The sequence below is a fragment of the Pseudomonadota bacterium genome (genome assembly GCA_030775045.1).
Lineage (GTDB): Bacteria > Pseudomonadota > Alphaproteobacteria > JALYJY01 > JALYJY01 > JALYJY01.
Genome location: JALYJY010000048.1, coordinates 1 through 12,890 on the forward strand (window position 1 = coordinate 1; position 12,890 = coordinate 12,890).

Genomic DNA, 12,890 nt, shown 5'->3' on the forward strand with positions numbered 1-12,890 from the left:
GCCCTGCCCCACTGTTGTATGGGTCATCCAGGGCAGCGTGACCGACAGGGAGTCCGTCACCGGCAGGTTCAGACGGCCGTCGCGCTTGCCCCAGTATTTGACCAGGGCGATATTGACCGGAGCCGAAGCCCGGCCTTCAGGTTTTGCGGGCCTTCGCACAGAGCCGGTCAGGGCCGCGATCATATCCTCCCGCTCCAGGGGAATTTGCCGGACGCCTTCGGGCGCAATCCTGGCATGGATCAGCCGGCCAGGCTGCACATTCCCGTCACTGTTGGCAAAGGTCCCGAGGCCGATCACACAGTCTCCCAGACCCGCGCCCGCAATCTTGGCTCCAGAAATTCCCGGATCCTGACCCAGGGCCGCACACAGGCGGTCCAGCTCGGGATCCGACACACCCAGCTGTCTCTGGCATTCCATGTACTGGCCGAACAGCTGACCCAGCCCGGGCCAATCCTGATCCCGGACAGCCTGCACCGCCTGGTCCGCCAGCACTGTCATCTGCACAAACAGGGGATCATAGATTTCCGGATTTTCCACAGCCCGGGCGTTGACCTGCTCCACCACCCGGTGCGTGGAAGTCTTGTAGCCGCTGTACGCCAGCGTCAGCGGAATATCCGCAGGAAAGGAAACAATTTCAGAACCCCGCACGGCCACAATGCCGCCCCACAGGCTGGCGGCCAGGTCCGCGCCCGAGCCGATCTGTCCCGTCACCGCATGGATCACAGCAAGACCCTCGCGGTACAGGGCGTTCCGGTCCAGCGGGGACACGGGATCCCGCAGCAGGGCCAGACCCACAACCACTCCCGCCACAATGGCGGCCGAGCTTCCCAGGCCCATCACCCCCAGATCGCTGCGAATAACAATGTCCAGACCAGAAACAGGCCTGTGCCTCTCCAGCGCTTTCAGCGCATACTCCAGGTCCGGGTGATGGCCCGGATCGTCCACCGGCCCCTCATGCACAGCACCCTGGCTGTGGATCCGGATCCTGCGGTCCTGCCGGGGAATGAAAGCCATGGTTACGTGCCGGTCCACAGCCGCCCGCAGACCCCGCGCCCCGCGCAGGACGGCATGCTCTCCAAACAGCATCGTACTGCCCGGTATGGCCAGCTTCAGTCCCTGGTATTCAGGTTTCATGGGCCGGAAGATCGTTCAGTTCCTGCCGGATGACAAGACTTTTCACGGCCGCGGCAATGAAAACAGCCCCGGAAATTCTTCCCGCGCCGCCTGAAGATCCGGTTCATCAAGAACCGGAAGAAGCCTGCTGGCCTTCACCAGCTGCCACCGGGTCTCTGCCGGAAGGGGGTTGTTGATAATCACGGGAGTAAAAAGGGTATCACAGAGAGCTAGCCGGGTGAGGATATTGATATCCCCCTGCTTTCCCCACATTCTCTGGCTGCTGATCCTCCCCATGAAGTGGCAGGAAAACCAGAGCCGGTCTTCTCCGATATAGGGATCCGGCGCTGAAAGGAAAAGGTCTGCAGACATGAGGGTCTGGAACCCGAGCATCAAAAATCTGGTCTGCAGGGCCGGGACAGCCCCCTCCATGCCTTCCGTCTGGATCCTGGGAAAATACACCCGGTCTGCCTCGTCAAAACCGGAATCCGTATCCAGTTCCACCAGGCACCAGTCCCCTATCACAAGAATGCCACTGGCCAGCATTATGGCTTTCCCTTCTTTTCCGGGTTCAGGGGGCGGGTGCAGACCCCGGAAACAGTCCGGGGTATACAGGCTTCAGAATCTTCTGCGCCGCCAGAAGATCAGCATCTTTCAGGCACCGGGGCAGATTGCTCACATGGACAAATTGCACAGGAAGATTCCTGGCACCCGGAATTTCCCTCACTGGCCTCATCACCAGCATGTCGGATGGATAATTCCTGCCACCGGGACCTATAATTTCCATCTTATGACTGCACAGGAAAAAGCGCATCTCTCTGCCCGTCACCGGGTCTGTTCTGCTGAAGTCCGGCCTGTCCTGTACCGAAACACTGAAACCACGGCTGTTAAGGAAGAATTCTTTTAGGATCTGTAGTCATAAAGAGGGTTCCGGTATGTGAAGAGATGTGATTCACTTTCCATGAAAGGAAGGTGTGTCATGGCCCGGTTTGAGTTGACGGATAAAGAGTGGTCATTGATAAAGCCGCTGCTGCCGGACCGGCCCCGGGGTGTTGCACGAGTGGATGACCGGCGCGTACTGAACGGCATTTTTTACATCTTGCGGACAGGATCACCGTGGCGCGATCTGCCGGAGCGGTATGGGCCATACACAACGGTTTACAACCGCTTTAACCGCTGGGCAAAAGCCGGGGTGTGGCTGCGGGTGGCACAGTCACCACAATCCATGCAGATGATAGACAGTTCCATCGTCCGGGCGCACCTGCATGCGGCGGGAGGTAAAAAAGGGGTCCGGATAACGCCATTGGCCGTTCTCGTGGAGGACTGACAAGCAAGATCCATGCCGCCGTGGATGAAACCGGCATGCCACTGCGCATTCTCCTGACGGCAGGGCAGGCGTCAGACAAGGCGGCTGTACCAGAACTCATCGCAACGCTGAAACCGGGACGGGACCTTGTCGCTGACCGGGGCTATGACTGGATGGCCCTTGTCGAACTTGTCCGCAAAAGAGGCGGCGCAACACACATCCCCACGCAACGCGATCGCAAAACACAGCGCTCCGTCAGTCCGGCCATCTACCGACAACGCAACGTGATCGAGCGCTTCTCCAATAAACTCAAACACTTCAGACGTATCGCCACTCGATACGACAAACTCGCATCAAACTTCCTCGCCGCTGTCCTACTCGGCTCCATCAGGCTATGGACCAGAATTTATGAGTCCACGACCTAGTTGATGAATCGTTCAAGAAAGATGTCCGATGGTTGCGCCAAACAACAAACTTAAAAATTCTCCAAATTCTTTGGGGCCCGGCCCGCCAGAAACCCAAACACACTCGCCTTGCTGGTCAAAATGCACATTCAGTTGAATGTGTGCATGGTTGTAAAAAATGATTTCCCTGTTATGAGGAAAATAATAGAATTTTAAAGACAAATATTCACTCCGTTGATTTGTGTCTGTGGACTCGGGATTTGCTGTTCTTGATATAAGCGGATCCTCTGCACCCAAATACTCTGCCAGCAAACGAACATCCCTGATTGAAGGATTCAGGTTTTTTATCTCTTTGAAACGTTCCCATAAAACCTCCCTGCGCACCTCACCCCAGTTCTGCATCCTGGCCCAGACAAGGAATTTTTCTTCAGGAGCGTGAGGCGTAAACCGGGCTTCGACAAGCCGGCCACGACGCGTTGTGAACTCTGCTACCCAAGTAATGGCGGGCAGGTCCGACGGTGCCGGATATTTCACATATTTTGTATGCTGAAGCGATCCGGTAACAAGTGTTGGCCAATACGCCCACCAGGCTCCCAGCCATGGATAATCCAGGGTTTCGTATCGCACGGACTGATCCGCATACTGATCCATGTATGCCAGTACGTCGCGGATATCGCTTCCCTTGGGGAAAGCCTTATTAAACCGGTACTGCAGACCTTGGCTGTAGTCATCGCGCAGCGTCAGCAATTTCACCACCTCCGCCTGCGATGGTTTATCCCGGAAAACCAGCCGGGCCTGACCCTGCACCCATACCAACACGCCAATCGCCAGCACCAGCGTCACCACCTTGCCGCAGTCGCTCAGGCTGGCCCACCGCCGCTTCCATCCCGCTACATATTGTTTCATCCTATGGCCCCGCTTTGCATACCAGTGAATCCCGCTTGTCATCAAAAAAAGAGGCGCGCAATTGATAATGGCGAATGTTCACAAGAAACCAATCTATGGTTGCTATGTCACGGACTGTACAGATCCAATGTCAAGGAAAAACACTATGTGATACAACTCAAGATTGTATCATCCGGCCTCCGATCAATCCACTGGAGTTCTAAATCCGGATGTCGGACAATTGCGTGACTTTTTAAGAAAAACGTAAGGAATTTCTGTCAGGATCCTGCATATATACAAGACCCGCCATCACAGGAGACGCCCATGTCCCGACCCCGTTCCTCAGCCCTTCAGAAAGTGTGTACATACACCGGCGTCCTTGCCCTGGCGCTGATTCTGGCGGGGACTGCGCCCCAGACCAGTGCCGCCCCGAACACCAGCGGCCCCACGCCTGCACAATGCGAAAAGCAGAGAAAGGACCTGGAAAACTACGAAAACATGCATCCGTCCATCAGGGCACGTGGAGCAGTCCAGCCGCCCCGCATCGACCCGAAATGCAGTGCCCCCGCGATCCAGCTGAATGAGCATCGCTCCAGCCCGGCGACAGGCGGAGACACGGCCCGCAGGACACCCAGCCAGAACGCCAAATGTCGCAAGTATGACAGAATGGGGGAAGTCCTGCCTGAATGTGAGGACACGACAGCCCCCGAACTTATCCTGAACGAACCGGAAGGCCGGGAAAACCGCCTGACAGGACGGGAAACCGGCGCACGTCCGGATACTCCCCCTCCCGGCAGTCCTCCTCCGGCCGCGACAGACTGGATGCCAGTCACCGGCGACAACACCGACAGGACCCCTGGAACGCCTCCTCCCGGAGTGCCTGAAAATCCTGATACACCCGGGAACAACGATACGCCGGTTCCGACAGCTGCCCCCTCTTATGGTGGCGGATACGGTGGTGGCGGTGGCTCCTCCGGCGGTGGAGGCGGCGGCGGCGGAGGTGGCGGCGGCGGCGGTTCCTCCGGCGGGAAAAGCGGAGCATCCTTCGGCTTTTCTCCCAAAGCCAACACAAACGGGGCACAGGCTGTAGACTGTTCTGTTGAGGGACGACGGGCAAAGAGCGCCGTATCCGCGGAGAGCAGCTGGTCCGGCACAGGTGATGTCAACCGCGGCGTTGTGACCCGTGACCTGGCCGCCGAGGAAGCCTGCGCCAAAGCCGGCAAGACCGGAACCACCAGCGGTACCGGCACATCCGGCGGCACAACTTCCATCCGCGCCCCTGACGGCGGCGGCAACGCAGGCCCTGCCACAGGCCGGGTCAGGTACTGAAACCGGAACAGATGATGTATGGGGGGCGGCAGCAATGCCGCCTCTCTTTTTATGGAGATTCCGGCAACCAGCGGAATCAATACTGGACGGAACATGGCAAATCGGCTAGACATCCCCGTTCTGTCACAGGAATTCATCTCCGGGAACTGGATGTCATGAGCACAATTCTGAAAAAACTGGAAAACAGCCAGATCGAAAAGGCGCTGGCTGGAAAAACGCTGCCTGAATTTTCCCCGGGCGACACGCTGAAGGTCAACCTGAAGGTCGTGGAAGGCACCCGTGAGCGGATCCAGACCTACGAAGGTGTCTGCATCGCCCGCAAGAACGCCGGGATCAACTCCTCCTTCACCGTACGCAAGATCAGCTATGGCGAGGGGGTCGAGCGCGTGTTCCCCCTGTACAGCCCCCGCATCGAGTCGATTGAACTGGTGCGCAAGGGTGACGTCCGCCGGGCCAAGCTGTACTACCTGCGCAACCTGCGCGGCAAGGCAGCCCGTATCTCCGAGCGAACCACCGGTCGCGGTTCTGAAACAGAAACCGCCAACGACAGGACCTGATCTTTTCCGATTCCGGGAGACGTTTTCATGGCTGCAAATTCCGGCAAGCTGAACGGGACGAATCCTCCCGCACAGGCTGGTGGACTACCCCGTCTGGCCGTCCACAGCCAGTACCTGAAGGACCTGTCCTTTGAGAATCCCAATGCTCCCCAGATCCTGACCGGCACCCAGAAGCCCGAGATCGGCGTCAGGGTTGATGTGGAAGTCCGTCCGGTAGCGGAAGCCGGCTATGAGATCACCCTGAAGCTGAACGTGGAAGCAAAGCAGGGCGACAAGGTGTCCTTTATTGCCGAGATGGCTTATGCCGGGCTGTTTGCTGTTGAAGGCGCCACGCTTTCGGAGCAGCAGAAACCTTTCCTGCTGGTTGAGGGGGCCCGCCTGCTGTTCCCCTTTGCCCGGGCCATCCTGGCCAATACCACACGGGATGGAGGCTTTCCGCCACTGATGCTGGGACCCATTGATTTCGCCGACATGTTCCGCAAGGGTCAGACACAGACCTCATCGGAAAACCGCGGAGAAACCGCAAACGCATAGGGATCTGCCTTGTCATGTCCCATCTTCTTCCGAACCTGATCTTCTGGGTCTTCTCCAGCGTTCTGGTCCTGTCCTGCCTGATGGTAATCAGCGCCCGGAACCCGGTCCATTCGGTCCTGTTCCTGATCCTGGCCTTTTTCAACGCCGCCGGCCTGTTCCTGATGATGGGGGCCGAGTTTGTGGCCATGATCCTGGTCATCGTCTATGTGGGTGCCGTGGCGGTCCTGTTCCTGTTCGTGGTCATGATGCTGGACATTGATTTCAGCCACCTGCGGGCGGGCCTGCGCCGCCAGCTTCCGCTGGCCCTGGTGCTGGGCGGCGCCCTGATGGCCGAGATTGTCCTGGCCGTCAGCGGATGGTCAGCCGCCCCGGCAGCCATCTCCAATATCGCCGCGCCGGCCACAGCCGCCGCCTGGGCGCCCCAGAGCAATACCCACATCCTGGGCCGGCTTCTGTACACCCAGTATGTGTGGGTATTCCAGCTGGCCGGCCTGGTCCTTCTGGTGGCCATGATCGGCGCCATCGTTCTGACGCTGCGTCACCGACCCGAAACCCGCCGGCAGAATCCAGGCCTGCAGGCCGACCGCCGGCGTGACGATGTGCTGACGATCCGCAGCGTGAAAACAGGGGAGGGAATTCCGTGATGATGGCTCCCATCGGCCTGACCCATTACCTGATCCTGGCGGGGGTCGTTTTTGCGCTGGGAATCATGGGGATTGTCCTGAACCGCAGGAACGTCATCGTTATCCTGATGTCGGTCGAGCTGATGCTTCTGGCCGTCAACATCAACCTGGTAGCCTTTTCCGTTTTCCTGCAGGATATGGCCGGGCAGGTGTTTGCCCTGCTGAACCTGACCGTCGCCGCGGCCGAGGCCGCCATCGGCCTGGCCCTGCTGGTGGTATATTTCCGCAACCGCGGCACCATTGACGTGGAAGACATCCACATGATGAAAGGCTGACCGGACTCCGCCCATGCACACATTCCTGGAATTCGAAAAGCCCATTGCCGAGCTGGAAAGCAAGATCAGCGAGCTGCGCCACATGCAGGGCAGCGCGGACCTGAACATCGCCGACGAGGTCACCCGCCTGCAGTCAAAGGTGGACAAGCTTCTGGCCCAGACCTATGCAAAGCTGGCCCCGGCCCGCAAGGTCCAGGTGGCCCGCCACACCAACCGGCCCCACACCACCGACTATATCAGCCGGCTGGTCACGGATTTTGTCCCGCTGGCCGGAGACCGCCTGTTCGCGGAGGACAGGGCCATTGTGGGGGGGCTGGGCCGTTTCCGGGGCATGCCCGTGGTTGTCATGGGGCATGAGCGGGGCAAGGACACGGATACGCGGGTCAGGCACAATTTCGGCATGGCAAAGCCTGAGGGGTACCGCAAGGCCCAGCGGCTGATGGCCATGGCCGAGCGCTTCAGCCTGCCGGTGATCACGCTGGTGGACACGGCCGGGGCCTTCCCGGGCGTGGAGGCAGAAGAGCGGGGCCAGGCCGAGGCTATCGCCAGAAGCATCGATGTCTGCCTGAAAATCCGGGTGCCGCTGGTCTCTGTCATTATCGGGGAAGGGGGGTCCGGCGGCGCCATCGCCTTGGCGGCCGCAGACCGGGTCCTGATGCTGGAACACGCCATCTATTCAGTGATATCACCCGAAGGGTGCGCCTCGATCCTGTGGCGCAGCGCCACCAATGCCGCGGATGCGGCCGCCGCCCTGCGCCTGACGGCCCAGGACCTGAAGGAGCTGGGGGTCATAGACACCATCATCCCCGAACCGCTGGGCGCCGCCCACCGTAACCCCGACGTGGCCATCAGCACGGCCGGAGACGCCGTCGAGGCCGTCCTGAAAGACCTGGTGGCCCAGGATCAGGCCACCCTGCTGGCCAACCGCCGCACCCGGTTTCTGGATATGGGCCAGAAAAGCCTGTCCTGAGAACCCAAACCCTGACTGCCGTGGCGTCCTGCCTTGTCTTTCTGCGCTTCCGGTGCTCATGTACGTTTATGCACACTGCGCGCTGGTTCTCGAAAGACGGCGATAATCCGCTCACGGCAGCGGGTCTGGAGGCGGGCAACACAGTACTTTTAAATAAAAGTATTATTTGCTTTCTCTGAAAGAGGATATCCTGCACCAGGCGCGTCACTGAAACAGGACGGATATCATGCTGCCGAAAGAGATTCTGGCTCCGTATCTGGGAACCATGCTGTGGAACCAGATTGATGAGATCTGGGATAAAAAGCGCCGTGAAACCCTGTCGTTGTTCGAAGAGGCTTTTGCGGCTGCTCTGGTGGGCCCAAGGGAATTTGAGACGTTTCTGGACAAAAACGTTGAAGATGGCCGGATCAAGGGTGAGGGTATAAGCGACAGCCAGCGGTCCCTCCTGGAACAGCTTCTGGTGGCCAACTGCTTTGAATTCCAAGGGCTGGACTGGCGTTTTTCCAAGCCGGCTTTCAACGCACTGCGCCTCTGGCTGGAAAAATGTAAATTTTCCAATGAACCTGACGGGAACGGTACCCGCCCCGAACACTGGCTGACTTTCACAGGTTTCGGGGTTCTGAAAACAGTCGTGGAGTTTGTCCCGGAATTCCGGCTCACGAATGAGAAAAACGGACGGGGATTCCGGTTTTCAGACAACCAGAAGCATTGGGGGCATGAAGATTATTCCCTGTTGCCACAGACCCTGTTGCCTGGCGGCTCCAGACCCCTGCCTGAACCGGCACCGGAAGAAGCTGAACCGAAAGAAATTCCCTATGCCCAGATTATAGAGGATGAGGAAGAAGGTCCCGTAACTCCGCCTGATAATGGTGAGGGGGTTGATCTGGATCCGGAAGCTCCCGTTAAGGATGGGTCTGCCCCCGAAGACGTTGCAGCCGCGCCCGACGCTGTCTGGGAAGAAGTTGACCTGGCAGATGGGAATGAAGAAGAAAATCCGCCTGCTGAAGCAGTCCCCGGACACCTGCCGGCACCGGAAGCACCCTTCAGAGATGCCGTTTCTCCCAAAGGCGCATCCGGCGGCAATGAAGAAGTCAACACCTCTGAAATCAGGGAGTCGGAGGCAAAAAGCGTTGCAGCCGCACCTGATCCAGATAATGCGCAGGAACAGGCGTCCGGTAAACCGGCCGGTGCTGCACCTGATGCACTTTCACCAGAGCAGCCTTCGCCAGTCAGTGTTACAGCTGCTCCTGAAGGCAATGCGGGAAAAACAGAACCGAAGACACAAGCCACTGCAGTGGTCCCTGAAGACAATGGAGTAAAAACCGGACCGGGGGACAACAAGGGTCCGGATGCTGCTGCACCAGTTCCCCAAACAATCCCTGTTACGGGTTCACCAGAAACGTCCCGGGAAACAGTCCGCACGGATTCCATGGCCCTGACGATGCGGGAAGATCCGGATATCGGCCCGGCTTTCCTTGAAGTGGTCGAGTCCGGAGACCCTGAAAAACTCCGCAAATTCAATGCTGACCATGCTGCAAATGATCTTCTCGGTGACCAGAAAGGCGGTGTCCGGCGGATATCCGGCTTTCGGCATCTCCGGGAAAAAAATTATCTGACAGCAACGCTGATCAATCACTGCCAGACTGGAAACATCGAATTTCTGGCCACCTATCTCCTGCTGGGCGGGTACAGGGATAAGGGAATTAACAGTGCTGTCGGGGACGCAAACCTGCAAGACGCTACAGACCGAGCATGCCAGATTCTTGATGAGCAGATTCCGGGTTTTTATGCGCAGCATGGCACAAATCTGATGGAAAACCTGAACACCCCCGAGAGCCTTCGCGCTTTCATCGTGAAGCACTGCCGGACTCCCGATGGCCCCGGCCTGATGCCTGTTCTGGGCTGGATGATGACCGAGCCCAAACTGGACTACACGGGCACCCGTGACCAGATCAGGACCCTGTGCAGCCAGTCACGTCCCCTGAGAAGGCTTATCGGAGAAGAAAAGGTTCGCTGGGGTTTTGACCAACGCGTTGCAGCCCTGTGTGATCAGATCCTTTCACCAGTTTCCGAAGCAGCAGCGGCAAAAACCACGGATTTCACAACCAGAATGGTGTTGGCTCTGTAACCGGCCCCTGTTATCACGGGCAGATGATTGGCGTTTTTGATTCGGGGCATGGGGGCCTGACAGTCCTGCAGGCCTTTGAGAGGCACCTGCCGGAGCAGGATTTCCTGTATCTGGGCGATCACGGCCATGCGCCCTATGGCTCACGCTCCCCCGGGGAGATTTTCCACCTGACGCAGAAGGCCGTGGACTGGCTGTTCCAGCAGGGCTGCCGGCTGGTGATTCTGGCCTGCAACACCGCATCCGCCGTGGCCCTGCGCCGCCTGCAGCAGGAGTGGCTGCCTGTGGTGGATCCCCGGCGCCGCATCCTGGGGGTGATTGTCCCCACTGTGGAAGCCGTCACGGGCGTGCCCTGGAAACAGACTGTTCCCGGGGAAAATCCCGCTGGTTCAAAGCTGGTGGCGGCTTTTGCCACACCCCGGACGGTGGAGAGCGGGGCGTTTGTGCGCGAGATCGCCTGCCGCGCCCCCCAGATCCGGGTGGTCCAGCAGGCCTGCCCCAACCTGGCCGCCCGGATCGAGGCCAGTGCCTCCCGTGATGAACTGGATGCCCTTGTGCGGGGATATGCAAAAACCCTGCTGGACCAGACGCAGGGACAGGGGCCCGATACAGTCCTGCTGGGCTGCACCCACTATCCGCTGGTGGAAGACCTGTTCAGAAAAGCCCTGCCACCTGGCACAGCTATCCTGTCCCAGCCGGACCTGGTGGCCGAAAGCCTGAAAGAATACTTACGCCGCTGGCCGGGATTCGGGAGGAACAACAGGGACAGGCGTGAGGGGCATGACACTTCCACCAGCCTGCGAAGCCGGCTGTTCACTACCGGGGACCCAGCCGCCGTTACCCGCTCCGCCAGCCACCTGCTGGGCTGTGAACTGGTTTTCGTCGCCGTCTAAGGGAGGCCCGTAGATGCTCAACCCTGTACGTTGGAGATTCGGCGGCAATGGATATTGTACATAGCCCTTGCCATGCAGACCAGCTATAGTGACACGATCCTCCACAAGATTGCCATCACCATCCCTGCAAAGACCAACAACAACGATTTCGCCACCATTGGCTTTGCGGTAAACTTCCTCAAGCTCGATTCTCATCTCCGGCGGAATGTCGGTTTTCTGTTCTTCCCACCCTGCGGCATAGACGCCATACTGATCTTCCAGGACACGGGCCCTTTTCAGGGCCAGAGTTCTTTCCAGGGCTTTTTTCAGGTCTTTTCTCAACTTTTGTTTCCGGGTTCTTACAGCCTTGGGATTGAGATTGGGTTTTTGCTTTCTTTCCTGACCTGAAACAGGAACGACAGCACCCCAGCGCCGCGCCATGGATGCCCCCAGAGCAGACCTGATAGCCATACCCCGCTCAACCGCCTGTACAGACTCGGACAGGGCAATTGATGAAGAAAGTATTTCCTGCAGTACGGCAGGGGGGATCTGATTGCAGCCCATGGTGATTCTGGGAAGCGCAGCTTCAGGAATATTCTGGTTGGGACCAACCCAGCGGGGGTCATAGGACGTCAGAGGCCGACCCTCAGCGTTGCAGAGGTGCCCCTGGGCATCAAACCGCAAACCTGTTTTTTTTCCCCGGTTTGACCAGAGAACAGCGTCCATCAGTTGGGGACGGCCATTTTCCACATCCGGAAGAAAAGGAACCTGCCGCAACATGCTGAATACGGCAGCATATGGACCTGCATCGAAAAAACGGACTGTACGGGCAAAAATGATGGCTTTTTCCCCAACCTCGTCACATCGTGCATCCCCTTGCGCAAAAACGCGGGTGCAGTCTCCCAGGTTCCCGGTGCTGGCATCGTCATGTGAATGAATCCCGGCGCGCATTCCCACATCACCGCACCTGATAGAATATCCATCAAGGACGCTTTCATTTCCTACCGGAGCACCCTCAAAAAAATCATCGTTATTTTCCTGCCGGACAGTTTTTCCAACAGAAATTTCTCCGGGTGTTCTGATTGTGACCCTGTCACCAAGACCTTCCGTAACGCTGACAGAGCAGCGTTCATCCCCTTCAACCAGAATTTCAACATTGGGATTTACCTTTCCGTGAATCTCGAGCCGGCAACCCTTGACCCGCAGCCTTACTTTTCCGGAACCATCGGGAAGCCCGATATCCCCTATAAATCTGTATGTTGGAAAATCATTCTCGGGATCCCATCCGTTATCTTCATAATCCTTTCTCGAGAATTCGATGACCTTGTCTTCAGACAGAGGGGCATCCAGCTCACGCCTGTATAACAGATCATCCTGTCCTTCCTTGAAGGACCCGGGCAGATTTTTCACTGCAACCGGTGCTTTATTTCCTGAACGTTCTGATTTTCTTCTCCGGTCCATTTTCCAAATCCTCTGCCAGACGCATCAAACTCGTAATGCGCCTTCACAACTATGGTAATTAAATTACAATACCATGAGCGAAAGCAAGAAAAAATTACTTTCATGACGAAAAGATCTATGCCCTGTGGCATAGAAGCAACAGATTTCGGGGTAATCAGGACGGGGCAGGGCGCCCGGACAATCAACGCAGAATAAGTCAGATGACAAGGTTTTCGAGAACCGGCGCGCAGCGTACGTTACAGTACGTGAACACCGGAAGCGCAGAAAACCGAAGTCAGATGGCCATTATCCGTTTGATTTTCCTGGCGCCCTGGTGTCCTCTTTCCCCGCGGACAACAGGAAAGCCACGGCAAGCAGGGGCAGCAGGGCCAGTGCT

General features: G+C 57.9%; 14 protein-coding genes. 11 read left to right on the plus strand and 3 right to left on the minus strand.

The genetic code is table 11. The annotated features are described in order from the left end of the window. A partial coding sequence (locus tag M3O22_05555; GenBank protein MDP9196219.1) for a hypothetical protein occupies window positions 1-1,134 on the minus strand: 1,134 nt, incomplete at its 3' end. Between the two features lie 42 nt (window positions 1,135-1,176). After that, entirely contained in the window at window positions 1,177-1,659 is a 483-nt protein-coding gene (locus tag M3O22_05560) for a hypothetical protein (protein ID MDP9196220.1), read from the minus strand. A gap of 433 nt (window positions 1,660-2,092) precedes the next feature. On the opposite strand from M3O22_05560, the gene M3O22_05565 reads away from it, so the two are divergent. Continuing rightward, window positions 2,093-2,844 (plus strand): IS5 family transposase gene (locus M3O22_05565; GenBank protein ID MDP9196221.1). Its coding sequence is split into 2 segments (ribosomal slippage): window positions 2,093-2,402 and window positions 2,402-2,844, totalling 753 coding nucleotides; the frame shifts between segments, so codons are not numbered across the junction. Window positions 2,845-2,856: 12 nt separating this feature from the next. Here the strand turns inward: M3O22_05565 and M3O22_05570 are convergent. Beyond that, complete coding sequence (locus tag M3O22_05570) at window positions 2,857-3,729, minus strand: hypothetical protein (protein ID MDP9196222.1); 873 nt, start codon at window positions 3,727-3,729, stop codon at window positions 2,857-2,859. A 303-nt stretch (window positions 3,730-4,032) separates the two neighbouring features. Here M3O22_05570 and M3O22_05575 point away from each other — a divergent pair, with 303 nt between their 5' ends. From M3O22_05575 to M3O22_05620, 10 genes are all read left to right on the plus strand, one after another. Continuing rightward, window positions 4,033-5,037, plus strand: a complete 1,005-nt coding sequence (locus tag M3O22_05575; protein ID MDP9196223.1) for a hypothetical protein — start codon at window positions 4,033-4,035, stop codon at window positions 5,035-5,037. Window positions 5,038-5,192: 155 nt separating this feature from the next. Then, on the plus strand, window positions 5,193-5,594 hold the full coding sequence (rplS, locus tag M3O22_05580; GenBank protein MDP9196224.1) for a 50S ribosomal protein L19: 402 nt from the start codon (window positions 5,193-5,195) through the stop codon (window positions 5,592-5,594). 27 nt (window positions 5,595-5,621) lie between these two features. Then, a complete protein-coding gene (gene secB / locus M3O22_05585) occupies window positions 5,622-6,128 on the plus strand; it encodes a protein-export chaperone SecB (GenBank protein MDP9196225.1) in 507 nt (168 codons plus the stop codon). Between the two features lie 14 nt (window positions 6,129-6,142). Beyond that, a complete protein-coding gene (locus M3O22_05590) occupies window positions 6,143-6,772 on the plus strand; it encodes an NADH-quinone oxidoreductase subunit J (GenBank protein ID MDP9196226.1) in 630 nt (209 codons plus the stop codon). 2 nt (window positions 6,773-6,774) lie between these two features. Continuing rightward, entirely contained in the window at window positions 6,775-7,086 is a 312-nt protein-coding gene (gene nuoK / locus M3O22_05595; GenBank protein MDP9196227.1) for an NADH-quinone oxidoreductase subunit NuoK, read from the plus strand. Between the two features lie 13 nt (window positions 7,087-7,099). Beyond that, window positions 7,100-8,056 (plus strand): acetyl-CoA carboxylase carboxyltransferase subunit alpha, encoded by a 957-nt coding sequence (locus M3O22_05600; GenBank protein MDP9196228.1) that lies wholly within the window; start codon window positions 7,100-7,102, stop codon window positions 8,054-8,056. Window positions 8,057-8,282: 226 nt separating this feature from the next. Beyond that, window positions 8,283-10,184, plus strand: a complete 1,902-nt coding sequence (locus M3O22_05605; protein MDP9196229.1) for a hypothetical protein — start codon at window positions 8,283-8,285, stop codon at window positions 10,182-10,184. Between the two features lie 23 nt (window positions 10,185-10,207). Beyond that, window positions 10,208-11,074 carry an aspartate/glutamate racemase family protein gene (locus M3O22_05610; protein MDP9196230.1) on the plus strand — a complete coding sequence of 289 codons (867 nt, stop codon included), beginning with the start codon at window positions 10,208-10,210 and terminating at the stop codon, window positions 11,072-11,074. Window positions 11,075-11,128: 54 nt separating this feature from the next. Beyond that, window positions 11,129-11,461: a hypothetical protein gene (locus tag M3O22_05615; protein ID MDP9196231.1), complete on the plus strand. Its 333-nt coding sequence runs from the start codon at window positions 11,129-11,131 to the stop codon at window positions 11,459-11,461. Window positions 11,462-11,986: 525 nt separating this feature from the next. Next, a complete protein-coding gene (locus tag M3O22_05620) occupies window positions 11,987-12,418 on the plus strand; it encodes a hypothetical protein (protein MDP9196232.1) in 432 nt (143 codons plus the stop codon). Window positions 12,419-12,890: the final 472 nt, after the last annotated feature.